23 protein-coding genes are annotated in these 26,618 nt (G+C 62.9%); 14 read left to right on the forward strand and 9 right to left on the reverse strand.

From position 1 onward, the window contains the following. The coding region (locus OE747_RS23290; RefSeq protein ID WP_263830869.1) for a transposase at positions 1–91 on the forward strand (91 nt) is incomplete at its 5' end. A gap of 235 nt (positions 92–326) precedes the next feature. Further along, a complete protein-coding gene (locus OE747_RS23295; RefSeq protein ID WP_263830847.1) occupies positions 327–1,379 on the forward strand; it encodes a catalase family protein in 1,053 nt (350 codons plus the stop codon). Here OE747_RS23295 and OE747_RS23300 read toward each other — a convergent pair. Genes OE747_RS23300 through OE747_RS23310 form a run of 3 tightly spaced genes read right to left on the reverse strand, consistent with a single transcriptional unit; the run spans position 1,376 to position 5,458 of the window. Further along, complete coding sequence (locus OE747_RS23300) at positions 1,376–2,410, reverse strand: lipocalin-like domain-containing protein (protein WP_263830848.1); 1,035 nt, start codon at positions 2,408–2,410, stop codon at positions 1,376–1,378. The two genes, OE747_RS23295 and OE747_RS23300, sit on opposite strands and share 4 nt — an antisense overlap. After that, complete coding sequence (locus tag OE747_RS23305; RefSeq protein ID WP_263830849.1) at positions 2,400–4,814, reverse strand: FtsX-like permease family protein; 2,415 nt, start codon at positions 4,812–4,814, stop codon at positions 2,400–2,402. The genes OE747_RS23300 and OE747_RS23305 overlap by 11 nt, the downstream gene beginning before the upstream one ends. Further along, on the reverse strand, positions 4,811–5,458 hold the full coding sequence (locus tag OE747_RS23310) for an ABC transporter ATP-binding protein (RefSeq protein WP_263830850.1): 648 nt from the start codon (positions 5,456–5,458) through the stop codon (positions 4,811–4,813). The genes OE747_RS23305 and OE747_RS23310 overlap by 4 nt, the downstream gene beginning before the upstream one ends. Positions 5,459–5,603: 145 nt before the next feature. Here OE747_RS23310 and OE747_RS23315 point away from each other — a divergent pair, with 145 nt between their 5' ends. Continuing rightward, positions 5,604–5,915: a hypothetical protein gene (locus OE747_RS23315; protein WP_263830851.1), complete on the forward strand. Its 312-nt coding sequence runs from the start codon at positions 5,604–5,606 to the stop codon at positions 5,913–5,915. A 100-nt stretch (positions 5,916–6,015) separates the two neighbouring features. Next, positions 6,016–6,450 carry a potassium channel family protein gene (locus OE747_RS23320; RefSeq protein WP_263830852.1) on the forward strand — a complete coding sequence of 145 codons (435 nt, stop codon included), beginning with the start codon at positions 6,016–6,018 and terminating at the stop codon, positions 6,448–6,450. Here the strand turns inward: OE747_RS23320 and cls are convergent. From cls to OE747_RS23335, 3 genes are read right to left on the reverse strand one after another with little or no spacing between them, the layout of a single operon-like run. Beyond that, positions 6,447–7,859, reverse strand: a complete 1,413-nt coding sequence (gene cls / locus OE747_RS23325) for a cardiolipin synthase (RefSeq protein ID WP_263830853.1) — start codon at positions 7,857–7,859, stop codon at positions 6,447–6,449. The genes OE747_RS23320 and cls overlap by 4 nt on opposite strands. Before the next feature lie 52 nt (positions 7,860–7,911). After that, complete coding sequence (locus OE747_RS23330; RefSeq protein WP_263830854.1) at positions 7,912–9,033, reverse strand: acetoin utilization protein AcuC; 1,122 nt, start codon at positions 9,031–9,033, stop codon at positions 7,912–7,914. Then, on the reverse strand, positions 9,030–10,112 hold the full coding sequence (locus OE747_RS23335; protein ID WP_263830855.1) for an AI-2E family transporter: 1,083 nt from the start codon (positions 10,110–10,112) through the stop codon (positions 9,030–9,032). The genes OE747_RS23330 and OE747_RS23335 overlap by 4 nt, the downstream gene beginning before the upstream one ends. Positions 10,113–10,221: 109 nt before the next feature. Between OE747_RS23335 and OE747_RS23340 the strand changes: the two genes are divergently transcribed. Together OE747_RS23340 and OE747_RS23345 are read left to right on the forward strand one after the other, a co-directional pair. Beyond that, entirely contained in the window at positions 10,222–11,091 is an 870-nt protein-coding gene (locus OE747_RS23340) for a YihY/virulence factor BrkB family protein (protein WP_263830856.1), read from the forward strand. 10 nt (positions 11,092–11,101) lie between these two features. Further along, positions 11,102–13,009 carry a multiheme c-type cytochrome gene (locus tag OE747_RS23345; protein ID WP_263830857.1) on the forward strand — a complete coding sequence of 636 codons (1,908 nt, stop codon included), beginning with the start codon at positions 11,102–11,104 and terminating at the stop codon, positions 13,007–13,009. A gap of 352 nt (positions 13,010–13,361) precedes the next feature. Here the strand turns inward: OE747_RS23345 and OE747_RS23350 are convergent, their stop codons facing one another. The 3 genes from OE747_RS23350 to OE747_RS23360 all read right to left on the reverse strand — a co-directional run bounded on the left by OE747_RS23350 (position 13,362) and on the right by OE747_RS23360 (position 16,581). Continuing rightward, positions 13,362–14,063 carry an RlmE family RNA methyltransferase gene (locus tag OE747_RS23350; protein ID WP_263830858.1) on the reverse strand — a complete coding sequence of 234 codons (702 nt, stop codon included), beginning with the start codon at positions 14,061–14,063 and terminating at the stop codon, positions 13,362–13,364. Between the two features lie 73 nt (positions 14,064–14,136). Then, positions 14,137–15,399, reverse strand: coding sequence for a SulP family inorganic anion transporter (locus OE747_RS23355; protein ID WP_263830859.1), 1,263 nt, complete (start codon positions 15,397–15,399; stop codon positions 14,137–14,139). 69 nt (positions 15,400–15,468) lie between these two features. Beyond that, the gene (locus OE747_RS23360; protein ID WP_263830860.1) at positions 15,469–16,581 is read right to left on the reverse strand and encodes a Ppx/GppA phosphatase family protein; all 1,113 of its coding nucleotides are present in this window, start codon (positions 16,579–16,581) and stop codon (positions 15,469–15,471) included. A 182-nt stretch (positions 16,582–16,763) separates the two neighbouring features. Between OE747_RS23360 and OE747_RS23365 the strand changes: the two genes are divergently transcribed. The 8 genes from OE747_RS23365 to OE747_RS23400 all read left to right on the forward strand — a co-directional run bounded on the left by OE747_RS23365 (position 16,764) and on the right by OE747_RS23400 (position 26,488). After that, the gene (locus OE747_RS23365) at positions 16,764–18,647 is read left to right on the forward strand and encodes a PhoX family protein (protein WP_263830861.1); all 1,884 of its coding nucleotides are present in this window, start codon (positions 16,764–16,766) and stop codon (positions 18,645–18,647) included. Positions 18,648–18,901: 254 nt separating this feature from the next. Further along, positions 18,902–19,198: a virulence factor gene (locus tag OE747_RS23370; protein ID WP_263830862.1), complete on the forward strand. Its 297-nt coding sequence runs from the start codon at positions 18,902–18,904 to the stop codon at positions 19,196–19,198. Positions 19,199–19,224: 26 nt separating this feature from the next. Next, positions 19,225–20,154, forward strand: coding sequence for a methylenetetrahydrofolate reductase (locus tag OE747_RS23375; RefSeq protein WP_263830863.1), 930 nt, complete (start codon positions 19,225–19,227; stop codon positions 20,152–20,154). Between the two features lie 10 nt (positions 20,155–20,164). Beyond that, positions 20,165–21,226 carry a methyltetrahydrofolate cobalamin methyltransferase gene (locus OE747_RS23380; RefSeq protein WP_263830864.1) on the forward strand — a complete coding sequence of 354 codons (1,062 nt, stop codon included), beginning with the start codon at positions 20,165–20,167 and terminating at the stop codon, positions 21,224–21,226. Between the two features lie 199 nt (positions 21,227–21,425). Next, positions 21,426–23,852 (forward strand): GcvT family protein, encoded by a 2,427-nt coding sequence (locus OE747_RS23385; protein ID WP_263830865.1) that lies wholly within the window; start codon positions 21,426–21,428, stop codon positions 23,850–23,852. Positions 23,853–23,913: 61 nt separating this feature from the next. Further along, positions 23,914–24,741, forward strand: coding sequence for a polyphosphate kinase 2 family protein (locus tag OE747_RS23390; protein WP_263830866.1), 828 nt, complete (start codon positions 23,914–23,916; stop codon positions 24,739–24,741). 27 nt (positions 24,742–24,768) lie between these two features. After that, the gene (gene ltnD, locus OE747_RS23395) at positions 24,769–25,665 is read left to right on the forward strand and encodes an L-threonate dehydrogenase (RefSeq protein ID WP_263830867.1); all 897 of its coding nucleotides are present in this window, start codon (positions 24,769–24,771) and stop codon (positions 25,663–25,665) included. A gap of 7 nt (positions 25,666–25,672) precedes the next feature. Further along, a complete protein-coding gene (locus OE747_RS23400; protein WP_263830868.1) occupies positions 25,673–26,488 on the forward strand; it encodes a hydroxypyruvate isomerase family protein in 816 nt (271 codons plus the stop codon). Positions 26,489–26,618: the final 130 nt, after the last annotated feature.

Here is a 26,618-nt window from a genome sequence, read left to right on the forward strand (position 1 = left end):
GCTCAAAGAGGCACAGGTCATCATCGAAGGTTGGCGGAAACACTACAACACTAAGCGGCCCCACAGCGCTCTCGGCTGCACGAAGTCGTAGCTCCAGACATGGTTGCGGTGCTCGGGCCTCTGCTCGCCCTTGGATGCGGCGTGCATTTGCTGGCGGAACCAGCCCTGCCCCAGACGCGGCGCGGATGATCGGGCCCGTACCCGTTGCGGTTGCTGTCTTGTACGGCTGATACCGTTTCCCGGTCTGGATTTTGCGACGGACCATGGTAACATGGCGGTGCGGCATTCTTTTGGCCGCAATCGATTTCTTTGAAAGGTATATTGAAATGACAGCCATTCGTGGCGACCTGGGCGAGGCACCGATCGCGGAAAACGAAGACTTGATCATTGCCGATATTATCTCGGCCAATCTCAAGATGATGGAAGTGGAGCCCAACGGTTTCAAATGGCGGGCACAGCATCCCAAGGGGCATGGGGCGATACCCGCGCGGTTCGTGGTGGGTCCGGATGTCCCCGCGGAGTACCGGGTGGGGCTGTTCGCGCAACCGGGTGCGTTTGATGCGGTGATCCGGTTTTCCAACGGGACCGAACGCAAGGACGATCCCGCGGATGGGGACGCACATGGCATGGCGATCCGGCTTTTTGGTGTGCCCGGCCCGAGGGTCGAAGGACCGGCGGATGCGGCGGGCACGCTCGACTTCATTCTTGTCGACAACGAGACCTTTTTCGAAGGCGACCTGAACGAGTATTCCGCGTTCAATGACCTGGTGTCCGAGGTTCTGAACTTCAAGCGTAACGGGGACGAGGCGCTGGCCGCCATCGTCAACGGCATATACCTGAAGTTTCTCAAGAAATACTTCAGCCATGACATCTATGCCGTGGCCCAGAAGTTCGGCGATCAGCACCCGATTTCGCCGCTTCGCGCAATCTATTGGAGCACCACGCCCTTCCTGCATGGCGATATCGCGGTCAAGCATCGGGTGGTGCCTGATCCGGCCCCTGCGCCGGGCGAATTGCGGGACGGGGCCACTGGCAAGGACGGGTTGACCGACCGGTTGCTGGCCGGTCTGAGCGGGCAGGGAGCGGCCTTCGGCTTTTACATCCAGCCGCAAGAGGATGTGGTCGCCCATCCCGTCGAGGATCCCAATGTCAACTGGACCGAGAATGGTGCACCCTGGATCCGGGTCGGACGGATCGAGATCCCGCCGCTTGAAGTGACGGATACCCAAGCGCGGTCGGAGTTGATCGCGGCGGGGGACCGGATGGCGTTCAACATCTGGAACACCTTGCCGGATCACCGGCCGCTGGGGGCGGTGAACCGGGTACGCAACAAGGTTTACAAGGCGCTGGCGCGGGCGCGCCATGCCGATGGTGTCTAGCGGTATCCGGTCATTTCGAGATAGCCGCGCCCGGCGTGGCTGCCGGTTACCGTGACGGGACCTTCCCAATAGGGAAAGGAGGTATCCATCCAGGCGCCAGCATAGAGCGCCGAAACCTGCACGTCCAAACCCCGTGACGGGATTTCCAGATGCCATTCAACCGGAACCTCGGGACCGTTCTCTGCGGCGCGCCGCACCGGCGTTGTCCGAATGGCGCCGTTTGCCAGGGGCGTGGCCGTGCCATCGGGGGCGATCCATGTGCCCGAAGTAAAATCCTCGCTTCCCCGCAGGCGGAAAGCCATGACGCGTGTGTTGTCGTCCAGCACCAGCGAAAACCAGTCCCACCCGGTCTGGTCATCGGATAGCGGCTGCGAGGACCATTCCCGGTCGATCCAGGCCGATCCGGTCACCGCCACCGGTCCTTCAGGCAGATCGAGGGTGCCGCTCACGTGCAAGAACGGCTGTGAGTAGTAGTAACTGGCCTGACCGGCCTGGGATTTCACCGAATAGCCCCGGTCACCGTGCAGGACCAGCGGCCCCTTTGCTTGCATGTCGAGCCTGTAGACAAAATCCGGCCCGGCGGCGGTCAACCGCATCGCGCCGAGGGGATCACCGGACATCTCCCATTCGTCGATCCAGGCCCGGAACGGGCTGGCGGCGACACCTGCCTGCCCAATGCCGCCACGTGACAGGCGCTCGGTGTCGTAATGGGCGTCAGGGGTGGTGACCGCAGCATGTCCCATCCAGATCTGCGGGCTTTGCCATCCTTCCTGCTCGCCCGGTTTCAGCGCGGAGCGGAACAGCGTCCATTGGAGGCCATAATCGCGCCCGTCCGCGCCATCGAGTGTCGCGGTCAGATACCACCATTCGATGCGGAAATCCGGATGCGCGCCATGATCGGCGGGAAAGTGCAGTTCGACACCGCGCTCGGGCACGGCAAACCCCTCGGCCGCGGTGCCCAGCCCGGCAAAACCCTGCGCTGAGACAGCCCAGGGCCAGAGCAGGAGCAAAAGCAGTGCCCTAATTTTCATTGGCGAACACTTTCAACAGTTGCGCAGGCGGCAGGCGGCGCAGGCGCAGCATGGGCAAAGCTGCCGCAATTGCCGCGGTGAGCAATGCCAGAGCGAAAAGCTTTACCCAGTCAAATGGGAACAGGTACATCGGCAGTTGCCAGCCAAAGGCCGCGACATTGATCACGCTGAGCAGAAGCCATGCAAGAACCAGGCCAAGCGGTACCGCGAGCAGAGCCGTCATCGCCGCCAGCGTAACCGCCCGCAAAAGCTCCAGCCAGGCCAGTCCGCTGCGTGTCAGCCCCAGGGCCCAGACGGGGGCCAGTTGCGGCAACCGCTGCGACCACAAGGTCAGCAGGCTGGTGAGAATGGCAAACCCTGCCACCCCGAGCGTCAGCACGTTCAGCGCGCCGGTCACCAGGAATGTCTTTTCGAAGATGGCCCGCGACTGTGCCTTGAGGCCCTGTTGCATGATCACGGCGCCGGGCGGCAAGTCGAATGCCGCGCGCAACGCCTCGGCCTGTTGTTCGGCCCGGTCGGCAGGCAGGTGTACCCCAAAACGGGTGTTGGGCACGTCCGGGAAATGAGCCAGCAACCGGTCAAGCGCCACGATCGCCTGCCCCGTGGGATTGCCGTAGTCGGAGTAAACGCCCGCGACCACCATCTCCCATCCCGGGGCAAGCGATACGGTGGAGCCAGGCCAGAGCCCGTCCCGGCGAGCCATCTGTTCGTTGATCAACGCCGCCTGTCCGGTCATCACCCGGTCCCAGACATCCGCGTCGGCGGCGATCAGCGGCCAGTGCCTGCGATAACTGTCGTGGTCGACAATGCCATAGACAAACAGCGGATAGGTGCCAGTGGTGATCTCGGCAGAGCGGATCGGCAGGACCGCATCGGAGCGGGGGGCGAGCCAATTGGCAAGCTCCGTGCCTTGGGCATCGTCGCGCGCGGTGACGTAGTAGGTCGATGTCAATCGCTGGTCGAGCCATCCGTCAAAGGTAAGCCGGAAACTGGCCACCATGGTGCCAACCCCGATATTGGCAGCCAGCGCCAGAAGCAGCGCCATCAGCGCCAGCGACAAGCCGGGCAACTGCGTCCGCATGTCGGCGACGATCCATTCGGCGAGCGGACCCCGTGCCATCTGTTTGCCCAGGACCAGCAACCCGGCAAGGGCGGGCGGCAGGGCAAGCGCTGCGCCCAAAAGACACCCCGCCATCAGTGCGAAACCCGCAATCAGCCCGTCAGCGACAGCAAAGGTGACAATACCGGTGGCCACGATGGCAAGACCGATCAGAAGCTGGTTGCGCATGGCGCGCGGCCGGGCGCTCCAGCGGTGCTTTCCTGGGGCGGCCAGAATTGGCAGGCGCGACAGACGCCAGAGTGTCTGGGCGCTGGCCAGCAGCGTTCCGGCGACCGCCATGCCAAGGCCGGAAACCAGCCAGATCGGCCGCAGCGACACCGACCCCTCGGCCGGCGCGCCATAAAGACCGCGCAGGGTGGCGGCCACATCGGGCAGCAGGGCGGCGGCGACCAGGTATCCCAGTGCAAGGCCGATCACCCCGCCCAGCAGTGCCAGCAGCAGGAGTTCCGTCAGAATCAGACGCATGAGCAGGCGCATCGGCAGTCCCAGCGCCCGAAGCGTGCGAATCAAGGGGCGTCGCTGTTCGAAGCTCAGCCCGACGGTGCCATGCACGATAAACAGCCCCACCACAAAGGACAGCAGGCCAAATGCCGTCAGGTTCAGGTGAAAACTGTCGGTCAGCCGGGTGATATCCTGGGTGCCCCGCGCGGCCTCTTGGGTCAGATCGGGGGCGATCTCGGTCAGGGGCGGTCGCCCCATGGGCTGATCGGGCAACACCAGCAGATAGGAAATCTGCCCCGTGCTGTTCAGCACCGCCTCGGCGGTGCCAATGTCGGTCAGGATCCGCCGTGGCGGCACCAGGGCCGTTTCGATGACCGGCGGCAGGTCAGGGCGGTCGCCCAGAGCGCGGGCAAGATCGGCGTTGGCAAAGAGCAGGCCCGGCGCAGTCAACGCATCGAGCGGGGCGATCCGGGAGTCCGCAGAGGCCTCGGCGATTGCGGGCAGGTCCGGCGCGGCAACGAGATCAATGCCGGTGAGGGTCACGCTTGCGCCGTCGACACGCAGGGTCCCTTGCAAGACTGCGGCCACCTGCCATCCCGCCCGACGAAGGGTCAGGTATTCGGCGACCGACATCGGTTTGCCGTCAGATCGGCTCAACCGGTCAAACTTGTCCGCGCCCAACTGCGCGGCTGCGCGCGCGTAAGAGGCGCGGGCCTCGGCATTGATCGCCTGAACGGCCGACCACAGCCCGGTGGCGAGCGCAATCCCCAAGACCAGGGTCAGGAGTTGGACCGGATGCCGTCGCCAGTGCGACCAGAACGCAAGGGTCGCGGCCCGGATCATGCGACCCGGCCTCCGCTAAGATGCGCCTGCCGGTCGAGTCGCGACGCAATGGATTGCGAATGTGTTACCAGCAGCAATGCGGTCCCCGACAGGCGGACCAGCTCCAGCATCAGGTCGAGCACCGCGCTGGCCGCAACCTCATCGAGGTTGCCCGTCGGTTCGTCGGCCAGCAGGAGTTTCGGCCGTACCGACATTGCCCGCCCGATTGCGACCCGTTGTTGCTGGCCGCCGGACAGTTGTTCGGGATAGTGCCCCAGAACGCCGCTCAGCCCGAGCCGACCGGTGATCTCTGTCGTCCACGCCGGATCGTGGCGCCCCGCGAGCCGCGCGTGAAAGGCAAGGTTTTGCGCTACGGTCAGCGAGGGGATCAGGTTGAACTGCTGGAACACCAGCGCCACGCGGTCCCGGCGCAATGCCGCCCGGCCGCTGTCGTCCAATGTCGCGTAGGAGGTTCCGTCAAAAGTGATCTCGCCCGCGTCAAACCCATCAAGGGCGGCGACCAGATGCAGCAACGTGCTCTTGCCGCTGCCGCTTTCTCCGGTGAGCGAAAGGCTCTCGCCCTGGGCAAGCGATATCGAGGCGTCACGCAACACCGGGCGGCCGCCGGGATAGGTCTTGGACACATGGTCGACTGTCAGTAACATGGTGCGTCTTTTCTTCCTGTTCGACCCTGAGGCGAACATGGCGTGGCAGGCGGCACTGTCCAGCCCCGGATCGCCAATGGCAACCATTCGCCGCAGCAACTCCCGCCGATTTGAAAACGCGCGCGTTTGATCCTATCTGCTTGGCATGTACCCGATCAGAATCACTTCGTTGTCATTGGTGTTGCTGGCGACCTCGACCAGCGCACAGGATATTGCGCAGACCTGTCATGAACGCGCGTCGCGGCAGGCGGGCATTCGCGACACGCAGATCGGCGATGGCGGGGCTTCGATCCGGATCGGCGGATCGGCCGGCGTCGGCGTGTCCCGCTCATCTGGTCCGGCCACGGCCGGAGCGCCAGCCTATGCCGGATCCGCCGCGTCGGAACGGTTTGAACAAAAGCGACAGCAAAAAATCTATCGCAAGACGTTTGAAACCTGCATGGCCGGGCGGCAATAGGCGGCGTGACGCCGCGTTCGGCCGTTCTGGGCCGGGGTTGCCATCGGCGAGCCGGGCTTTCATTGTCGCGCCGAACTCCAACCGCTAGACGACTGAACGGATGACACTTCTACAACAGATCATGTGGGGCAGCCTCTACCTGGGCATTTGTTTTGTGATCGAGATTGTGCTCCTGGCCTGGTGCACCTTGTGGATTGCCCATCTGGCCGAGCGCTTCCGGCACTGGACGCGGGGGTTGCGGACTGCGGGCATCATAACGGTATCGCTGGTGTTCATCGTTCTGGCGCATACCATCCAGGTCTGGCTTTGGGCCGGCGTCTGGGTATGGTTCGACGTTCTGACGGAATGGAACGACGCGCTCTACTTCTCGCTGGTCACCTACACGACGCTTGGATATGGCGATATCGTTCTGGGGCCGGGTTTGCGGATTTTCGCGGCGTTTTCGGCCGTGGCCGGTCTGTTGGCCTTCGGCCTGTCGACCGCGTTTCTGGTGGCGCTGATGACGCGGGTTTTTGAAGGACGGCTGCCGCGCTAGAGGATCGGCGCAAAAAGCCGCGCCAGATGCGCGCCATATCGGATATGGCCGGGTTGCGCGGAAAGCGATTGCGTCAGTTCGTAGCCGTTGGAAAAATCGTGTTCGAGCATCTGGGCGACCTCCTCGGCCATGGCCTTGTCAAAGAACAGCGCCATCGCTTCGAAGTTCAGCCGGAACGAACGGTTGTCGAGGTTCGTCGTTCCCACCGCCGCGATGGTGCTGTCCACGACAAAGACCTTTTGGTGCAGAAAGCCGTCGGTGTAACGCATGACCCTAACACCGGCGGCACGGATCTCGTCGAAATACGAGAAGGCCGCCAGCCAGGGGATTCTGTGATCGGCCACATCGGGCACCAGCAGGCGGACATCCACCCCGCGCATGGCGGCATTCTTCATTGCGGAGAGGATATCGAGATCGGGCACAAAGTAGGGCGAAGCGATCCAGAACCGGTGTTGCGCGGCAGTGATAGCCGAAAAGAACATCATCGACCCGGTTTCGGACCCGTCGCCAGGACCGGTTGCGACGATCAGCGCGTTGCGATCCTGGGGGTCGAGACAGGACTGCCAGGATAAGTCGTCAAGCAGATCCTCGCCATGGGCCCAATGCCAGTCTTCGCAAAAGATCAGTTGCAACTGGAGCACCGAAGGCCCGGAAATCTCGACATGCGTATCGCGCCAGTTTCCAAGAACCGGGTCCTGTCCAAGGTATTCGTTACCGACGTTATGGCCGCCGATGAAACCGGTCTTGCCATCAACGATGACGGTCTTGCGGTGATTGCGGTAGTTGACCTGGAAGCGGTAACTCGGCCCTCTCTGGTCTCGTGGGTCGGCGACATCAATACCGGCGTCGCGCAGGACGTTGATGTAGCTATTGGGCAGGCTATGGCTGCCAATTGCATCCGTCATGAAGCGCACCCTGACCCCGCGCCGGGTCGCCGCGATCAACCGGTCTTGCAGTTCCAGACCCAACTCATCGTCGCGCACGATGTAGAACTGGACCAGGACATAGGATTTTGCCGCGTCGATCGCGGCGAAGATCGCCTGGAACGTAGTGTCGCCATCGGTCAGCAAGCGCGCGCCATTGCCCCGGCTGATGGCCATATGCGCAATCTGTTCAAAAGGAAGGGCGTTGACGCTGAGACTGGGCGGATCCGGCGCGATGGCGTCCGCATGCGCCTTGAGCCCGGCGACCACGCGCTCGCTTTCCCGCCGGGCGATCCGGTAGCCGCGAAACCGGTGATGGCCCAGAAACATGTAGAGCGGCACGGAGGCCCAGGGCAGGGTCAGAAGAAAGACGACCCAGCCCACCGCACCCTGCGGCGTGCGCGCCGTCTGCGCCGCGCGGACCGCAAAGATAATTGCGGTCGCGTACAACACCAGGACGACAAGGGATAGAAAGGCAGTCCACATAAGCGCAGCCTAACCCGAAGCCTTCGACCTGGTACAGAGCGTATCGGCGCGCTCAGGCCCAGGTCGAAAGCCGCGCCGAAACCAGCCCCGCGGTCTGCCGAACCTCGGACCTGATCGGGCCTGTCCGGGGCGCGTCCCGCAATGTGGTAAACCACGCCTGAGGGCGGTCTTGGCCCCGTTGACGTTGCCAGTCCAGCGCGCGCAGGATGTTTTGGGCCTGCTCCGGCAAGTGGTCGGGAATGGCACGCCCCGACAGAATGGCCCAGACACCGGTCCACAGACGTGCGACGCTCCAGGGATTGTACCCGCCGCCTCCCAGCACCAGCAGGCACGAAGACAACTGTTGCAAGGCGCCGACCGTTTTCCAGTGGCACCTGTTGGACAGGCATAGCCGCGAGAGGGGGTCCTCGGTAACGGCATCGGCACCGCATTGCAGGACGATGGCCTGGGGACGGAAACCCGCGACCGCAGGCAGAATCACCTCATCCAGGATCAGCTCGAATTCGGAATCGTTGAAGCCGCGCGGCACCGGAATGTTGTAGGCAGCGCCGCCTGCGGTATCCGAAACGCCGCCGGTAAAGGGCCAGCGCCGGTCCTCGTGCAGCGAGATCATCCGCACCTGCTGCGAGCCGTGAAAGGCGGAGGCAACCCCGTCGCAATGATGGGCGTCGATATCGACATAGGCCACTCGGTCCAACCCGGCTCGCAGCATGGCGAGGATGGCCAGAACCGGATCGTTCAGATAGCAAAATCCCCCGGCGCGGTCGGCAAACCCATGATGCGTGCCGCCGCCAGGGTTGAAGACGCTCAGACCGCCGAGCGCCAGTTCCGCACCCAGCAGAGAGCCGCCAGCCGCTGTTGCAGGGCGTCGGAACATCTCGGGAAACACCGGATTAGACAGCGTACCGAGCCCGTGCCGGCTGCGGTCGACATCGGTCACGGTCTGGCGCTTTTCGGCGCGTTGCAATGCGGCGATGTAGTCAGGGGTGTGAAACGCCGCCAGCGCACCCGGTTTGGCACGCGGGCTGGCGCGATACTCTCCGGCTCCGAACCAGTCCAGTGCCCGGCACAGGTCGATGACGGTGGACACCCGCGGAATGGCCAGCGGGTGTTGCCCGCCATAGGTCGAGCGCCGGTAGATCTCGGACCCTATGAAAACGGCGCGAGACGTCATGCCTGTGGGTCGTCTTCGGGCGACAGGCTGCCGTCCTTTGACATCAGGATCGCCAAGGGCCGCATGGCCGGAATATGGCTGAACACGATCAGGATACACACGGTCAACGGCACACTCAGAAAGGCGCCGATCAGCCCCCACACGACTGTCCAGAACGTCAGGGACAGAATGACCATGAAGCTGGACATGTTCAGCGACCGGCCCAGCATCGCGGGATCCAGGAAATTGCCGATCAGAAACTGCACGGTTCCGCAGAAGAAGACGATGATGAGAAAGGGCGTCACGCTGTCGAACTGCACCAGTGACACCAGGGCCGGAAAGATCACCGCCACGATCGAACCGATCGACGGAATGAAGTTGAGCGCAAAGGTCAGCACCGCCCAGGTTTCGGCAAACTCAAGCCCGAGCAGGCGGAAAACCGAATAGCTGATCGCGGCAGTCAGCAGGCTGATGATGGTCTTGACCCCAAGATAGCGCTGCAAACTGGTCGAGATCGCGGCCATCACGCTTGCCATATCCCGCCCCAGTTGAGGGTCGCGGGCGGCAATCAGCATCTTGTGTTGCAGGGTACGTCTTTCGGCCATCAGAAAGGCGACATAGAGCGACACCAGCAGAAACGTGTTGAGCGCCGAGGTTGCGCCCCCCACGGCGCCACGCGTGAGACGCGACAGATCCACGCCAGCCAGCGTGTCGCGGGCAAAGCCCATCATCTCGGGCCCCAGAAGTGCGGCCATGCGGGTGACAGCGCCGTCGAGCGCGGTTTCATAATTTCCGATGGCCCGCGCAAATTGCGTGGCCTGGCCAGCAATCACGAACATGATGGCAAAAAGCCCTGCCAGGACCACCACGATGCCCAGAAGGTTGGCTAGCCAGACCGGGGCGTTCAGAGACTCGCGCACCCGGTCGCTGACCGCCGTTATCAGGACAAAGGTCAGAAACGACAGGGCCAGAGGGATGAGAAACCCCGCGCCCGCATAGAGTGCCAGAATGGCCAGGGTCAGAACGATCGACAGATCGCGAACCAGTGCCAGCGAGAGCCGGGCCGGGCGTTGCTCGGTGTTTTGTCGCGGTCTGATCATGCCGTGGCCCTCTGTCCTGTTTACCTGACATGTTGCACGGGCGGACCAGCAATCGCAATCACGGCTCTTCGGGCTATGAGGCGGCACCGTGTACCATTAGAGTAACCTTATGAGCACGTTGACGAATCCCTCGCTGTTGTTTCCGCTGCGGGCGTTGGTGCTGGCGCTGACAAGGTTCCAGACGAAAAGCGGTTTTGTCATGAGCAGCCATGTTGCCATGTCAATGATGATGGCGTTGTTTCCGTTCATCCTGTTCACGGTCGCCCTCGCCGGCAGCCTCAGTCAGGACTATGTCACCGACGATCTGATTGAATTGATCTTCGGGACCTGGCCCGATCAGGTTGCCGCGCCCATCGTGACCGAGTTGAACGCTGTGCTGGACGGGGCAAACTCCAAGGTGATGACAGTCGGTGGTGTTCTGGCGGTGTATTTTGCCTCGAACGGCGTGGATGCGGTGCGCGAGGCGATGTCACGCGCATACCACGATACCGATACCCGGCCGTTCTGGAAGACCCGGCTGTTATGTATCGGCCTGGTTATCGGGGGTGGTGCCATCGTGATGGCGGTTGCCGCGATAGAAGTGGTGATGCCGATCTATACCAACCTGGTCACACAGGCCCTTCCGGGCGAGGCGCCGGACTGGTTGTCAGTCGAACGTCTGAGCTGGATCTTCATCGTTGCGATGCCAGCGGGCGGGGTGCTGATCTGCCACGCGATCCTGCCAGCCAAACGCCATTCCCTGACCCAGATACTGCCCGGTGTGCTTCTTACCTTGTGTCTTTGGTCGGTGTGCGGCTGGGGGTTCTCCATCTACATCTCGGAGTTCTCGAGCTATAGCGCGACCTATGCCGGTCTGGCCGGGGCGATGGCGGCCCTGATCTTCCTCTATCTCAATGCCGCGATCCTGATCCTCGGGGCAGAGTTCAACGGCGCCCTTATCGACCTGAGGGCGAATGATGATGCTGACGCGTTGGTCTGAAAGGGTGTTGATGCTGCGACTGACTTGCCTTCTCGTATGGCTCTCGGCCCCCGTTCTGGCCGAGGTGCCGGACTATGCGGGCAGCGAAAGTTGCGCAGGGTGCCATCAGGAGGAGGCATCCGCCTGGGCCGGTTCGCACCACGCCCTGGCCTGGACGGAACCAGGACCGGATACTGTCCTCGCCGATTTCGACGGAACCGAGTTCAGTCATGGGGGCCTGCATGCGAAGTTCCGCCGCGAAGGTACCGATTACTTTGCCACGGTGACCGAGGCGGACGGATCGGTCAGCGACTACCGCCTGCATTCGGTCGCGGGTATCGCGCCGCTTCAGCAATATCTTTTCGAAACCGAACCGGGGCGGCTACAGAGCTTCGATCTGGTTTGGAATGTGCAACGGCGCCAGTGGTATCCGCTCTATCCCGATCAGGACTTGCCGCCGGGCGACGGTTTGCACTGGACAGGACCCTACAAGAACTGGAACGCCCGCTGCGCGGAGTGTCACGCAACCGGTTACAGCCGGAACTACCGCCTTCAGACGCGTCGCTATGACCCTCGGACCGCCGAAATCGGTGTGGGTTGCGAGGCCTGTCATGGCCCGGGCTCCGCCCATGTCGCCTGGACCACGGGAAAGGCTCCCGGCGAGGGGCTGGATGCCTTCGGGTTTACGTTGACTTTGAATGGGGCCGAACCCGAAAGCCTGATCCAACAATGCGCGGGCTGCCATTCCCGGCGGGAACCGCTTGCCGATGGCAATCCGTTGCCGGGGACCGATTATCATGACGCCTATACGCTGTCGCTGCTGCGTCCGGGTCTTTACCATTCCGACGGGCAGATTCTGGACGAGGTCTATGTCTATGGCTCCTTCCTGCAATCGCGGATGTATGCGCGCGGTGTGTCGTGCGTGAACTGTCACGAGCCGCACGGGGCCACCCTGAAGGCCGAGGGCAACGCGGTGTGCACGCAGTGCCATTCACCGGCGGGAAATCCTGAATTTCCAAGCCTGAGACTGGCCGAGTACGACACCCCCCTTCACACCCGGCACGCTCCGGACAGTGAAGGCGCGCAGTGCAAGAACTGCCACATGATCGAGCGGACATATATGGGCATCGACGGGCGGCGCGATCATTCCTTTCGTATTCCGCGCCCGGATCTGGGGGCGGAAACCGGCGGGCCGGATGCCTGTACCGACTGCCATGCGGACAAGGACCAGGATTGGGCCGCCGGGAAGATAGCCCAATGGTTCCCGGAAAGCGATCGACGGGGTTCGCATTTCGGACAGGTCCTTGCCCGTGCGACGCAGGATCCAAGTGCTGCTGCTGGTGATCTGGTGGCGCTGGCGCTGGATGGGGGACAACCGGGCATCGTGCGGGCGACCGCCTTGTTTCTGCTGCAGCCGGCGCTTACGGCCGACAATGCTGAACTATTGACGCCGTTGCTGGCAGATTCCGATCCGCTTGTCCGCTCGGGTGCCGTTGCAATGCAGCGACCGCTGTCGGCTGAGGCGCGCGCGGCTCGTCTGATCCCGCTGTTGCAGGACCCGCTCAGGACGGTGCGTATCGCGGCAGCCAAGGAACTGATCGACTTGCCTCAGGGTGCGTTGACACGCAGCCAGGCGGCGATTTGGCGCGAAGGGGCAGGGGAGTTGCAGCGAACGCTTGCAACCCGCCTGGACTTTCCCGAAACCCATCTCGTTCTCGGAGGCATGGCCCTCAGATTGCGCAACATGCCTGCAGCTGCGCGTGCGTTCCGCGAGGTGGTCGAGATGGACCCGCAGCGCGCCGAAGCCTGGCCCATCCTGATCGAAGTGACCGAACTGACCGAGGGGCGTGACGCCGCAAGACGCCTGTTGCGGCAGGCCTTGAGCGTGTTGCCCGAAGATCCCAGATTGCGGCAGCTATCAATGCGCCTTGGCCCCTGACCCTGCCGCAGAACCGTCACATGCGGGCCATCGGATCGGCGCATCGGGCTGGCAGGATGGTGGCTCGGGGTGGATCCGCCCCAAGCTGCCACGAGGGTGCCATGCCAACCGATCCTTTGCCAATACGCCACGCGATGCTGTTCGAGCTGTTGCGACAACAAGCGGCGTCCGACAAGACGACCGCGCGCCTGAGAGAAGTGACGCGTGATCTCTCGACGACTGACGAGACCCGGCTGCAACGCAGAGCCTTTGCATCGCTGCGTCCCCAGACCCTGCAAACGGCGATCCGCGGTATCCGGCACACGAACACCCGCGTTCCGACACAAGGACCGGGTTGGCGACCCTTGCCGAGTTAACCCCGAAACCCGGTGGCAACCACGAATTTCTCGGAACTGTCCGACCGCGACGCGGGCGGTTTCACATTCGCAACCTTGGTGAATTTCTGCTTCAGCAGTTTTTGCAGCTCGCCCTCGGCGCCTCCCGCCAGAACCTTGGCGACGAATGTGCCGCCCTCTTCCAGTATGTCAAAGGCAAGGTAGGCCGCCGCCTCGCACAAGGAGATGATGCGCAAGTGGTCGGTCTGCTTGTGCCCCGAAGAGGCCGCCGCCATGTCCGACATGACCACATCAGCCTTGCCGCCCAGCCACTCCTTGATCTGCTCGTCGGCGCCCTCGGACAGGAAATCAAGCTGGTAGAGGTCGGCCCCGGCAATGGGCTCGACCTCTTGCAGGTCGATACCTAGAACGGTTCCGATCCGCTTGCCGGTCTTTTCGCCCAGCGCATTGACCCGTTTCACCGCAACCTGGCACCAACCGCCCGGTGCGCAACCCAGGTCCACGATCCGGGCGCCGGGAACCAGAAACCGGAACTTGTCGTCCAGTTCGAGGATCTTGAATGCCGCGCGCCCGCGGTAGCCTTCGGACTGTGCGCGTTTCACATAAGGATCGTTCAACTGCCGTTGCAGCCAGCGCGTCGAGCTGAGTTTGCGCCCGCGCGCGGTCTTTACCTTGACTTTCAGGTCACGCTGTCCGCGTCCGGATGTATTCTTGGCCATGGTGCGCTCCAGTCGGATAGGCAAGCTGAGATAGCGGCTTGCCAGGACTGAGGCAAGCGGGAAAGGCACATGATCACCTGTCTGGCGGGGACCAGTTAGCCGGAGGCACCTTGCGCCGACGTAACCGCAGGGCCAATCCGACCGACACACCGACGCCGATGGCCACCGTCAGATCAGCAAACACGGTAAGGAACAATGTGAGGAGCATAAGAACCGTATCTGTAGGAGGTCCACTTAGATAACCGCGCCACTTATGCGGCTCGCTCATGTTCCACGCTGTGAGGATCAACAGACCTGCCAAGGCAGGCAAAGCCAGCTGGCCCACAAGCCCCCCGGCGAACAGCAGCACCGAAAGAACGGTCACCGCATGCACCAGCCCGGCGACGGGGGTTCGCCCGCCTGCCCGGATATTTGTGGCAGTCCGCGCGATGGCTCCGGTCGCGGGAAGCCCACCGAACAGGGCCGAGCCCAGGTTTGCCGCGCCTTGCGCCAGGATCTCGGCATTCGGACGATGGCGCGCACCGATCATCCGGTCCGCAACAAGGGCCGAAAGCAGCGATTCCACCCCCGCGAGGAAAGCGATGACAAATGCCGAGGGCAGCAATTCAACGACGCGCGCATAGGAGAGCGCAGGCAGGTGTGGCGTGGGCAGGCCACGCGGAAGGTCGCCGAACCGTGACTGGATTGTATCGACTGGTTCGGGGCTCAGAATGGCCAACGCCGAAGCGGCGCCGATGGCGAGAATAAGGCCAGGAAATCGGGGATAACGGGCACGTAATACTGCAATAAGCAGGATTGAGAGAACGCCAATGCCAAAACTGTTCCATCCGATCGTGTCACGCGCGCCCCAGAGGGTTTGAAGCTTGGGAAGGAAAGCGGCAGGCATATCTGGTGTCACCATCCCCAGCAGATCGCCGATCTGGCTGGTCGCGATGATCACCGCGATACCGATTGTAAAGCCGGTTACGACCGGTTCTGGCACCAATGCGATTAGGTTGCCCGCCTTGAGGAACCCCGCAACCACCAGAATTGCGCCCGCCATCAACGTGGCCAAAACCAAACCATCATATCCGTGCGCTGCAATGACACCGTAGACCACCACGATAAACGCGCCAGTCGGTCCGCCGATCTGAACATGACTGCCGCCAAGCAGCGAGATGAGGAACCCGGCGACACAGGCCGTCACCAGACCGGCTGACGGCGATGCGCCCGAGGCAATCGCTATTGCAAGGCTGAGCGGAACCGCGACCATTGCAACGGTTACACCAGCCCCAAGATCTGCGGCGAAGGCGCCCCTAGTATACCCTGGTAGCGTCGAGAGGATCTGAGGCTTCACTTCGGCACCCGTCGTATGCAAACACGCCAGCCCGGCTGTGTCCCGGACTGGAAACCCTCGCGCGTTACCTCAGAAGGGCCCATCCTCCAGCACTCCATCGGCGCTCATCTGCGCATAGAGAAGACCTTCGCGCAGCCCCCGGTCGGCAACCGACAACCGGTTGGTCGGCCAGCATCTAAGCAGTGCCTGAAGGATGGCCGAACCCGACATGATCAGCGCGTGGCGGTCCTCGCCGATGCGCGGGTCGCGGCGGCGGCCCTGCGGGCCAAGGTCCAGATAGGTACGGATTACCTTGTCGATCTGCTCGCTGGTCATGCGCAGCCCATCAACCTTGGTTCGATCATAGCGTTTCAGCCCCAGATGGCTGGCCGCGACGGTGGTCACCGTGCCGCTGGTGCCGACAATCTGGAACCGCTCGCGGGTGGGTTCGTTGCGATAGGGGACGAAATCGGCAAGCTGTTCCTCAAAGTACCAGCTCATCAGCGCGAACCGGGCGGCATCGTCCTCGACATCGTTGAACTGGTCGCGCAGCGTGGCGACGCCAAGTGGGACGCTGATCCAGTCAACGACCTTGGCCGCGGGAAACGGGCTCTCCGAGGGGTGAAACCCCGCATGCAGGCGCATGATGGCCGAAGGCCGGTCGCGGCGCGGCACGGATTTCAGGTCGATCCACACCAGTTCGGTCGAGCCGCCGCCGATATCGACGACAAGCAACTGCTCGGTCTTGGTAGAGACCAGCGGCGCGCAAGAGATCACCGCCAGCCGTGCTTCCTCCTCGGGCTGGATGATCTCAAGCGTGAGACCGGTCTCGCGCTTTACGTCGCGAATGAACTCGCGCGCATTGTGTGCTCGGCGGCAGGCCTCGGTGGCCACCAGCCGCATGCGGCGCACCTTGTTGCGCTTGATCTTTTGCTGGCAGATACGCAGAGCCTGGATGGTTCGATCCATCGAGGTCCTGGACAGCCTCTCGGTCCGCTCTAGCCCGGCACCGAGCTGAACGGATTTGGAGAAACTGTCGACCACATGGAATCCGCTGCCCTTGGGCTGGGCAATCAGCATGCGGCAACTGTTTGTACCAAGATCAAGCGCCGCATAGAGGGCGTCCGGATCCGGCCTGTTCGGCGCGGGGCTTTCGACCGCTTTCGGGAACGCGCCCGCACCAGTGGGACGCTTGGGCGCCATGATGTCACGCCCTCCGATTTCGTGTTACCCTGAACCTAAGATCCGATCTGACGAGGCGCAAGAGAATTCACTGCGACAGGCGGCAGAACCGTCATATAGGTTTAACACAGCCGTGCGACTGCATCCCCGAAAGTCGGCGCGTAGGCCGACCTGGATTCTGCTGGCAAGCCATGGAGCACGCTATGAAAAACGACCGTACCCTGACATTCGATGAATTTGACGAGTCGGTGTATCCGCGCCCCGAGGGCTGTGATTTCGACCATGTAGTCGAAGAGGCGCTCTCGCGTCGCGGCTTCCTAGGCGGGGTGCTCGCGATGGGCGGGTTCGCGGCCCTTGGCGGCGCGGTCCTGCCGCGCGGGGCCGAGGCTGCGACGAACCGTTTCGCCTTTGAGGCGGTGGCCGCTTCGACCGCGGACGAAATCGTGGTGCCGAAGGGGTTCAAGGCCGAGGTTCTGGTGCGCTGGGCCGACCCGCTGTGGTCGGATGGGGTGGCCTTTGATCAGGCCACGCGCGGCAGCGCCGCCAGCCAGGCCCGCGCCTTTGGCGACAATACCGACGGGATGGAGGTGTTCCATCACCAGGGCCGCACCCTGCTGGTGGTGAACAACGAATACACCAACCGCGAGATCATCTGGGGCAACCGCGCCGAAGGCAAGGCCGAGACCGATGACGACGTGGAAAAGGGTCTGCTGGCCCATGGCGTCACCGTGGTCGAACTGTCCCATGACGGCACCCATTGGCAGGTTGTCACCGACAGCCCCTATAACCGCCGCATCACGCCGCGCACCGAGATGGCGCTGACCGGCCCCGCCGCAGGCCACGACCTGATGAAAACCGCCGCCGATCCGACCGGCACGGTGACCTTCGGCACCTGGAACAACTGTGGTTCGGGCAAGACCCCCTGGGGCACCTATCTGGCCTGCGAAGAGAATTTCAACGGCTATTTCTCGGCCGCCGACGAGGCGCATGAGGTTTCGGCTGAACTGGCGCGCTATGGTGTCTCGTCCAAGGACTGGGGCTATGGCTGGGCGCGCGTGGACGACCGGTTTGACGTCGCAAAGAACCCCAACGAACCCAACCGTGCCGGTTACGTGGTCGAGATCGACCCGCGCGACCCAACCTCGACCCCCAAGAAGCGTACCGCGCTGGGCCGCTTCAAGCACGAGAATGCCGAATGCGTCGTCAATCGCGACGGGCGTCTGGTGATTTACATGGGCGATGACGAGCGGGGCGAGTTCCTGTACCGCTATGTCTCGGACGGGGTCTATGCCGCCGGTGTCGATACCGACGAACTGATGGAAAACGGCACGCTCTACGCGGCCAAGTTCGACGCTTCGGGCAAGGGCATGTGGCTGGCGCTGACGCCTGAGGCCACCGGCATGAGCCAGGCCGAGATCTGCATCCATACCCGTCAGGCGGCCTCGAAACTCGGCGCTACCACCATGGACCGTCCCGAATGGGTCACCGCTAATCCAAACTCGGACGAGGTCTATTGCGCGCTGACCAACAACAAGAACCGCGGCGTCAAGCCCAATGCGGGTGGTGACGAGACCCCGGCCGAGGGGCCGAACCCGCGCGAAAAGAACAACTATGGCCAGATCGTGCGCTGGCGTCCCGACGGCGGCGACCATACTGCCGAAGGGTTCGACTGGGATCTCTTCGTGCTGGCGGGCAACCCGACGGTGCACTCGGACGCCTATGCCGGCTCGGAAAACGTCAATGCGGGCAACATGTTCAACTCGCCCGACGGGCTGGCATTCGACAGCAACGGGCTGCTCTGGATCCAGACCGACGGCAAATACTCGAACGAGGGCGATTTTGCCGGTCAGGGCAACAACCAGATGCTGGCGGGCGACCCGGTGACCGGTGAGATCCGCCGCTTTCTGGTTGGTCCGCGCGAGGCCGAGATCACCGGCCTGTGCTGGTCGGGCGACCGCCGAGCCATGTTCGTGGGCGTGCAGCACCCGGGCGAAGAGGGCAACAGCCACTGGCCCGATGGCGGCGACAGCGTGCCGCGCTCGGCCATCATCGTGGTCACGCGCGAGGATGGCGGCCTGATCGGCTGACACGCGCGCCCCGCGTCGCAAACAGGAACCCCGGGTGCCGCACGGCCCCGGGGTTTTTCGTGACATGATCGCGGCTCATCATCTTGCTGAAGAATTCGGGCGGGCGCGGGCGCGCGATCCGGGTTAAGCCCTGTTGCGCGGAAGGTCCGAAAACGACAAAGGTCGCTGCACATCGCGCACGTGTCGAAATCGGACCGACCCCGCCCCATATTGACCGCTAGAACCGGCTCACCGGATCAGGAGGAATCGACTGCATGCCCGAGGTTACCATCGTCTACTGGCGGGACATCCCGGCACAGGTCATCGTCGGCAAGGGCCGCCGCGGCGCCAAGCGTCAGCTGGAGGAACGGTTCGAGCAGGCCATCGACCGCGCCGCGATGAAAGTGGGCGCGCAAGACACCGATGCCTATCTGGCCGAGTGGCGCAAGGCCGAGCCTTACGAGGTCGCCGGTGAACCGGCGGATATCGTCGAGGCCGAGGCCCAACGTCTGGAACGGGAATACGATCGCGACCGCATCAAGGCGCTGATCGCAAACGACGGTTGGGCATGAGCCCGAAGAGCATATGGGAGGCCGCGATGGCTTTGCTGAACTTCAAGAAACGCGAGACGGTCGAAAACGGCCCCGTGAACCCCACCGTCGAGGCCTTTCTCAAGGATTACTCGATCGAGGTGATGCCGCGCACCGCGGAGAAGGTCGAGGATTTCCGCGCCCTGCTGCCCGAGGGCACCCGGGTGTACATTGCCCATATCGAGGGCACGCCGATCGAGGACATGGTGGCAACCGCAAAGCGGCTGGCTGCCGAGGGCTATCCGGTCATGCCGCATTTCCCGGCGCGCATCATCAAGGATGCCAAGACGCTGGAAAACTGGATCGCCATGTACCAGGGCGAGGCCGGGGTCGAGCAGGCGCTCTTGCTGGCCGGTGGTGTGGCAGAGCCGCATGGCGACTTCCACTGCTCGATGCAACTGATGGAAACCGGCCTTTTTGACAAGGCAGGGTTCAAGCGTCTGCACGTTGCGGGCCACCCCGAGGGCAACAAGGATATCGACCCCAAGGGCGGCGATGCCAACGTAATGGATGCGCTGCGCTGGAAACAGAAATTCAGCGAGACCACAGATGCCCAGATGGCGCTGGCGACCCAGTTCTGTTTCGAGGCCAAGCCGATCATTGCCTGGGCCAACGGGCTCAAGGCCGCTGGCATCGACCTGCCGATCCATATCGGTATTGCGGGTCCCGCCAAATTGCAGACCCTGATCAAGTTCGCCATCGCCTGCGGCGTCGGCCCCTCGCTGAAAGTGTTGCAAAAGCGCGCGATGGACGTGTCCAAGCTGCTGCTGCCCTATGAACCCAATGATGTTGTGACCGAACTGGCCGCCCACAAGGCCGCCAACCCCGATTTTAACATCACCAACGTGCACTTCTTCCCGCTGGGCGGCATCAAGACCAATGCCACCTGGGCAATCAATAACGGCGGTTCGAGCACCCGCCCCGTAAACCCGACCTGAAAGGCCAGACATGACCCGCACCATCGTTGAAAGCAAAACAAAAACCGCGATCATCGGCTTTGACCAGCCGTTCTGCGTGATCGGCGAGCGGATCAACCCCACGGGCCGCAAGAAACTGGCCGCCGAGCTGGAAGCGGGCGATTTCTCGACCGTGGAAAAGGACGCCATCGCTCAGGTTGCCGCCGGGGCTACCGTTCTCGATATCAACGCGGGTGTTGTCTATAACTCCAACCCCAACCCCAACGAGACCGAACCGCCGCTGATGCGCAAGATCGTCGAGCTGGTGCAGGGGCTGGTCGACGTGCCGCTCTGCATCGACAGCTCGGTTCCGGGCGCGCTGGAGGCGGGGCTCGAGGCCTGTGAAGGCCGTCCGCTGTTGAACTCGGTCACCGGCGAGGAAGAGCGGCTGGAGCATATCCTGCCGCTGGTCAAGAAATACAACGTGCCGGTGGTGGCGATCTCGAACGACGATACCGGCATTTCCGAAGACCCCGATGTGCGTTTTGCCGTCGCCAAGAAGATCGTGCAGCGCGCCGCCGATTTCGGCATCCCGGCCCATGACATTGTGGTCGACCCGCTGGTCATGCCGATCGGGGCCATGGCAACCGCCGGTCAGCAGGTCTTTGCCCTGGTGCGCCGCTTGCGCGAGGAACTGGGCGTGAACACCACCTGCGGGGCCTCCAACATCTCGTTCGGCCTGCCCAACCGGCACGGCATCAACAACGCCTTCCTGCCGATGGCAATGGGCGCGGGCATGACCAGCGCGATCATGAATCCGGTGGCGCTGCCGATCACTCAAAAAGCGATTGCCGAAAAGAAAGAAGCCGTGGCCGCCGCAGGCATCATCCTGCCCGAGGGCATGGATGACGAGACCTTTGTGACAATGTTCGGCCTGGGCTCGACCCTGCCGCGCGCAGGCAAGGAGATGGAGGCCATCCGCGCCGCCAACCTGCTGACCAACAACGACGCCCACGGCGCCGAGTGGATCCGCTTCAACAAGCCCCCTTCGGCCGATGGTGACGAAGGCCGGGGCCGGGGCGGCCGCGCCGGCAGCCGCCGCCGGCGCGCCTGACAGGTTCCGAATTGATCGAATGGCCGGGGATGTTCCCCGGCCTTTTCATTTTCGGTGCCGCCCCGGAGTATTTTAGATCAGAAAGAACCCAATGGGTTTTGGTTTTTCGAAACAACATGCGCTCTTTGCAAATCCGTTGGTCTTGGATTGACGGAAAGCGACGCCGCCTGTTGCCTGACGCAAAACGCGGGAGGGTTTCATGCGGACATCGGCACGAGTCGTGGTGATCGGGGGCGGCATCGCGGGCTGTTCGACGCTCTATCATCTGACGCAGGAGGACTGGTCGGATGTGATGCTCTTGGAGCGGAACGAACTGACCTCGGGCACCACCTGGCATTCGGCGGCGCAGGTGACCAATTTCGGCATGAACCAGACCATGGTGGGGCTGAAATCACATTCGATCCGGCTCTACAAGGAGCTGGCAGAGGATCCAGACTATCCGATCACCTACCACCACGGCGATGGCGGCATTCGCCTGGCCAATACCGAACGGGTGATGGAGGGCTATCGCCATTTCGCCTCGATGGCGCGGGGCATGGGGGTGGAGTTCGAGGTGATCGACGCCGCAGAATGTGCGCGGCGCAATCCGCTGATTACCCAGGGCAACCTGCTGGGCGGGCTGTGGGATCCGCTGGATGGCGATATCGACCCAGCGCAGCTGTGTCAGGCGCTGGTTCGGCGGGCCCGCAAAGCAGGGGCCGAGGTGCATCGCCAGACACCGGTGACTGCCCTGCGCCAATTGGCTGACGACAGCTGGATCGTCAGCACGCCCCATGGCGATATCCACGCGGAAATCGTGGTGAACGCCTGCGGTTACCGGGTGAACGAGGTGGGCGCGATGATGGGTGTGCATCATCCCGTGGCCTCGATGGAGCATCAGTATTTGCTGACCGAGGAAATCCCGGCCATTCGCGACGCGGGCCACCGGATGCCCCTGATCCGCTGTCCGATCGACGATTTCTATTGCCGCCAGGAAAAGAACGGGTTGCTGGTCGGGTTCTACGAACAGGGATGCCGGACCTGGGGCATGGACGGCATCGACCCGCATTTCGTCAATGCGCTTTGCCCGGACGATCTGGACCGGGTGGCGGAGGTGTTCGAAGGCGCCGTGGCGCGCATTCCGGCGCTGGGAGAGGTGGGCATTCACACCGTCATCAACGGCCCGATCACCTATACGATCGACGGGGCACCCCTGGTGGGGCCGGTCCCCGGCAAGCGCAATGCGTTCTGCATCATTGGGCTGCGCGCCGGCTTGGGCGAAGGCGGCGGCCATGGCTGGCTGCTGGCGCAGATGATCGTGCATGGCGAAGCCTGTTACGACACCTGGGTACTGGACCCGCGCCGGTTCACGGGGCATGGCACCGCCGAATTGACAGCGCTGAAGGCGGTAGAGGATTACCAGAACGAGTTCCGGTTTCATTTCCCGCACGAGCATCGCCCGGCGGGGCGGCCGGTGAAGACGACGCCGCTCTATCTGGAGCTGGAAGCCGAAGGCGCGGAGTTCGACGTGGTGAACGGATGGGAGCGGCTCGCGTATATACGCCCCAACAACGAGTTCGCCGAAACACATAGTTTCCGGTTCAACGAATCCTTCGATGTGGTGGCGCGGGACGTTGCCGTGGTGCAAACCGGAGTTGGCCTGACGGAGATCAACGGTTTCAATCGGATCGAGATTACCGGGCCAGGAGTGCAAGACTGGTTGGGTGGACTGATCTGCGGAAAGTTACCGCCACGGCTCGGTCGAGTCGGGTTGAACTATCTGCTAAATGACAAGGGCTGTATCAAGTCCGAAGCAACGCTTGCCCGGTTGGACGACGACACGATCTGGTACGGGTCTGCCGCGGCCGCGGAATGGCATGACCTTGATTGGCTCTCGGCGCATCTGCCCAAGGACGGCGGTGTTTCCTTGCGCGCCTTGACCAACGAGATGACCATACTTCTGCTTGCAGGCCCAAAGGCGCGCGCAGTGCTGAGCCAAGTGGCGCGGGGCGATTGGTCGGCCACGGCCTTTCCCTGGCTGTCGGTCCGGCGCGCCCATGTCGGTATCGCGCCGGCGGTTGTCATGGCAGTCAGCTACTCTGGCGAGGAGGCCTTTGAAATCCATGTTCCTATGGCGCAGAGCCTATCGGTCTGGCGCGCGCTGCGCGCCGCTGGGGCCGGGCATGACATGTGTCTGTTTGGGTCCCGTGCCATCGACTCGATGCGTCTGGAAAAAGGGTATCTGCACTGGAAGGCGGATCTGATCACCGAGTTCGATCCATTTGAGGCGGGTCTCGCCCGGTTTGTGGATCTGGACAAGGAGTTCCTTGGCAAGCAAGCTTTGGTGGCGCGGCTTGGGTCGGCGGACCGCAGGCAGCTTGTCAGCCTCGCGGTTGAAACGGATTTGGCCCCGGCCCATGCGGGTGCCAGCGTCATGTTGGCGGGCAAGGTGGTGGGTACCGTGACATCTGGGGATTGGGGGCACCGGACGGGCCTTAACCTGGCATTGGCTTATGTATTGCCCGAGTACTCGGCGGTTGGAACCGAACTGAATGTCGATATCATCGGTCTGAAGGTACCTGCGCGGGTCATTCCATCCTGCCCATATGATCCCGAGAACCACCGCTTGCGCTCCCTGGCCCCTTGATTTCCGGGCGCGGGGGGCAAAGACTGGGTTGCGGAAACGCGCCCAATGCGCAAGGCGGACGATGACAGCGAAACAGACACTCAGCCTGGCCGATGCGGATCTGACATTGACGATCCCAAAAGCCCGATACCTGGAACGCTTGGCAAAGCTGCAACTGAAACTGTCACGTATCCAGCAGGCCTATCTTTTTCACGGGCACAGGGCTGTTCTGGTCTTTGAGGGCTGGGATGCGGCGGGCAAGGGCGGCGCAATCCGGCGGATCAGTCAGGCGCTTGATCCGCGAAGCTTCAAGGTCTGGCCCATTGGCGCGCCACGCAACTATTATCTTAATCGCCACTATCTCTTGCGGTTTTGGGAACGTCTGCCGCCGGATGGCGCGATCAGCGCCTTTGATCGCAGCTGGTACGGGCGGGTCATGGTCGAGCGGATCGAACAGTTGACGCCCGATCATAGATGGCGCGCGGCCTATCGCGAGATCAACGAATTTGAGCGGATGCTGGTCGATGACGGCACCCGGATCGTCAAGCTGTTCTTCCACATCTCACCGGACGAGCAGATGCGGCGGTTCGAAGAGAGGCTGCGCAATCCGCTCAAGAGGTGGAAGCTGACCTATGAGGATTTTCGCAATCGCGCCCGCTGGAGCGAAACCGAAGAGGCGGTGAACGAAATGTTCGCCAAAACCTCGACCCGGATCGCCCCCTGGACACTGATTCCAGCCAACCACAAGAAATACGCCCGGATCGCTGCGTTGGAAGCGGTGGCCAAAACGCTGGCCAAGGGGATCGACCTTGATCCACAGCATCTGGACCACCGCACGCTTGACGCGGCAGACAAACATCTGAATGTCGAACGTGAACTGATCGACAGCTTGCGGTCGCGGACAGAATAGACCCAACAACAAGAAAGGGGCGGACAAGTGACACAAAAGGTCGCGGTGATTGGACTTGGTTCCATGGGGTATGGCATCGCCGTTTCGGCGTTGCGTGGTGGCCATCGGGTCTGGGGATATGACGTCAATCCCGAACAGGTTGCCAAATTCCGGTCCCAGGGGGGCGAGACCGGAGCAGTGTCAGAGATCGCGGAAGAACTGGATGCCCTTGCCGTTGTGGTGCTGAACGCCGCGCAAACCGAAAGCGTTCTGTTCGGTGCTGAGGGAGTTGTGCCGCGACTCAAGAATGGCGCCGTGATCCTGTCCTGTGCGACCGTACCGCCGGATTTTGCCCGCGCGATGGAGGCCCGCTGTGCCGAACACGGTGTGCTCTATCTCGACGCGCCGATTTCGGGTGGGTCGGTCAAGGCTGCCGAGGGGCGGCTCAGCGTCATGGCTTCGGGAAGGCCCGAGGCCTTTGCCGCGGCGCGTCCACTGCTATCGTCAATCGCGGAAACCGTGTTTGAGTTGGGCGACGGATCTGGTGCGGGCAGCGCCATGAAAGCGGTGAACCAGATGCTGGCAGGGGTGCATATCGCCGCCATGGCCGAGGCGCTGACCTTTGGCATGACCCAAGGCATCGCACCTGACCAGTTCTTAGACGTGATCAGCAAATGCGCCGGCACCAGCTGGATGCTGGAAAACCGTGCGCCGCATATCGTGGCGGGGGATTACGCGCCGCATAGCTCGGTGAACATCTGGCCCAAGGATCTGGGCATCGTGCTGGAGATCGCGCGCAAGGCAGAGTTCGGGGCGCCGATCACAGCGGCGGCAATGCAGCAGTTTCTGGCGGCGGCCGGCATGGGCCTGGGGGCCGAGGATGACGCGGCCGTGGCCAAGGTCTATGCCCGCAATGCCGGGTTGACCCTGCCGGGCGAAGGTTAGGGCGAGGATGCGGTTCTCGGCCAACCTCGGTTTTCTCTGGACAGACCGCCCGTTGCCGGACGCGATCCGGGCGGCATACGCCGCCGGCTTCGACGCGGTGGAATGCCACTGGCCCTATGGCACCCCGGCGGCCGAGGTGGCCGCTGCGCTGGAGCAAACCGGCCTGCCCATGCTGGGCCTGAACACGCGGCGCGGCAATGTCACCGCAGGGGAAAACGGGTTGTCGGCCCTGCCCGGACGCGAGACAGAGGCGCGCCGCGCTATTGAGGAGGCAGTGGACTATGCCCGCGCGATCGGAGCGCGGAAGATCCACGTCATGGCCGGGTTTGCAAGCGGACCTGAAGCGCATCGCTGTTTCATCCATAACCTGCGCCTTGCCTGTGATATCGCCAGCCGAGATGGGCTGACCATCCTGATCGAACCGCTGAATCGTTACGACGCGCCCGGCTATTTCCTGACCACGACGGATCAGGCCGTCGCGGCCATCGCGGAGGTTGGAGCACCGAACCTGAAACTGATGTTCGATTGCTACCATGTCCAGGTGATGGAGGGCGACCTGACCCGCCGCCTGAAGAGCCTGCTTCCCCTTATTGGCCATATTCAGTTTGCTTCGGTTCCGGACCGGGGCCCACCCGACCGGGGTGAGGTAGCGTATGATCATATCTTCAGGACGATTGCTGACCTGGGCTATGCCGATCCTCTGGGTGCCGAATACAAGCCCGGCGGAGACACGGACACGAGTTTGGCATGGTTGAGGAACTGGGCGCGGAATGCCGCTGAGCCACATTTTGACGATGCGGATGATCGTTCAAGAACCGGTTAGCGAGAGATAGGGTGAGGAGCGACCGGGACCTTCCCGGTCGTCCCCGTTCTTGCGGGCGAGATGTTCAGTACACCACGACGGCGCGGATGCTTTCGCCCTTGTGCATCAGGTCGAACCCCTTGTTGATCTC

Origin of the sequence: Ruegeria aquimaris, from assembly GCF_025751555.1 — a bacterium.
Classification (GTDB): Bacteria; Pseudomonadota; Alphaproteobacteria; order Rhodobacterales; family Rhodobacteraceae; genus Ruegeria_B; species Ruegeria_B aquimaris.

What these genes read in the sequence shown, in the direction of transcription:
- OE747_RS23295 (WP_263830847.1), top strand. Translation starts at nt 327, where the DNA reads ATGACAGCCATTCGTGGCGACCTGGGCGAGGCACCGATCGCGGAAAAC.
- OE747_RS23365 (WP_263830861.1), top strand. Translation starts at nt 16,764, where the DNA reads ATGAAAAACGACCGTACCCTGACATTCGATGAATTTGACGAGTCGGTG.
- OE747_RS23370 (WP_263830862.1), top strand. Translation starts at nt 18,902, where the DNA reads ATGCCCGAGGTTACCATCGTCTACTGGCGGGACATCCCGGCACAGGTC.
- OE747_RS23380 (WP_263830864.1), top strand. Translation starts at nt 20,165, where the DNA reads ATGACCCGCACCATCGTTGAAAGCAAAACAAAAACCGCGATCATCGGC.
- OE747_RS23400 (WP_263830868.1), top strand. Translation starts at nt 25,673, where the DNA reads ATGCGGTTCTCGGCCAACCTCGGTTTTCTCTGGACAGACCGCCCGTTG.
- OE747_RS23350 (WP_263830858.1), bottom strand. Translation starts at nt 14,063, where the DNA reads ATGGCCAAGAATACATCCGGACGCGGACAGCGTGACCTGAAAGTCAAG.
- OE747_RS23330 (WP_263830854.1), bottom strand. Translation starts at nt 9,033, where the DNA reads ATGACGTCTCGCGCCGTTTTCATAGGGTCCGAGATCTACCGGCGCTCG.
- OE747_RS23320 (WP_263830852.1), top strand. Translation starts at nt 6,016, where the DNA reads ATGACACTTCTACAACAGATCATGTGGGGCAGCCTCTACCTGGGCATT.
- OE747_RS23305 (WP_263830849.1), bottom strand. Translation starts at nt 4,814, where the DNA reads ATGATCCGGGCCGCGACCCTTGCGTTCTGGTCGCACTGGCGACGGCAT.
- OE747_RS23315 (WP_263830851.1), top strand. Translation starts at nt 5,604, where the DNA reads ATGTACCCGATCAGAATCACTTCGTTGTCATTGGTGTTGCTGGCGACC.
- OE747_RS23385 (WP_263830865.1), top strand. Translation starts at nt 21,426, where the DNA reads ATGCGGACATCGGCACGAGTCGTGGTGATCGGGGGCGGCATCGCGGGC.
- OE747_RS23300 (WP_263830848.1), bottom strand. Translation starts at nt 2,410, where the DNA reads ATGAAAATTAGGGCACTGCTTTTGCTCCTGCTCTGGCCCTGGGCTGTC.
- OE747_RS23390 (WP_263830866.1), top strand. Translation starts at nt 23,914, where the DNA reads ATGACAGCGAAACAGACACTCAGCCTGGCCGATGCGGATCTGACATTG.
- OE747_RS23375 (WP_263830863.1), top strand. Translation starts at nt 19,225, where the DNA reads ATGGCTTTGCTGAACTTCAAGAAACGCGAGACGGTCGAAAACGGCCCC.
- OE747_RS23340 (WP_263830856.1), top strand. Translation starts at nt 10,222, where the DNA reads ATGAGCACGTTGACGAATCCCTCGCTGTTGTTTCCGCTGCGGGCGTTG.
- OE747_RS23360 (WP_263830860.1), bottom strand. Translation starts at nt 16,581, where the DNA reads ATGGCGCCCAAGCGTCCCACTGGTGCGGGCGCGTTCCCGAAAGCGGTC.
- OE747_RS23345 (WP_263830857.1), top strand. Translation starts at nt 11,102, where the DNA reads ATGCTGCGACTGACTTGCCTTCTCGTATGGCTCTCGGCCCCCGTTCTG.
- OE747_RS23335 (WP_263830855.1), bottom strand. Translation starts at nt 10,112, where the DNA reads ATGATCAGACCGCGACAAAACACCGAGCAACGCCCGGCCCGGCTCTCG.
- OE747_RS23310 (WP_263830850.1), bottom strand. Translation starts at nt 5,458, where the DNA reads ATGTTACTGACAGTCGACCATGTGTCCAAGACCTATCCCGGCGGCCGC.
- cls (WP_263830853.1), bottom strand. Translation starts at nt 7,859, where the DNA reads ATGTGGACTGCCTTTCTATCCCTTGTCGTCCTGGTGTTGTACGCGACC.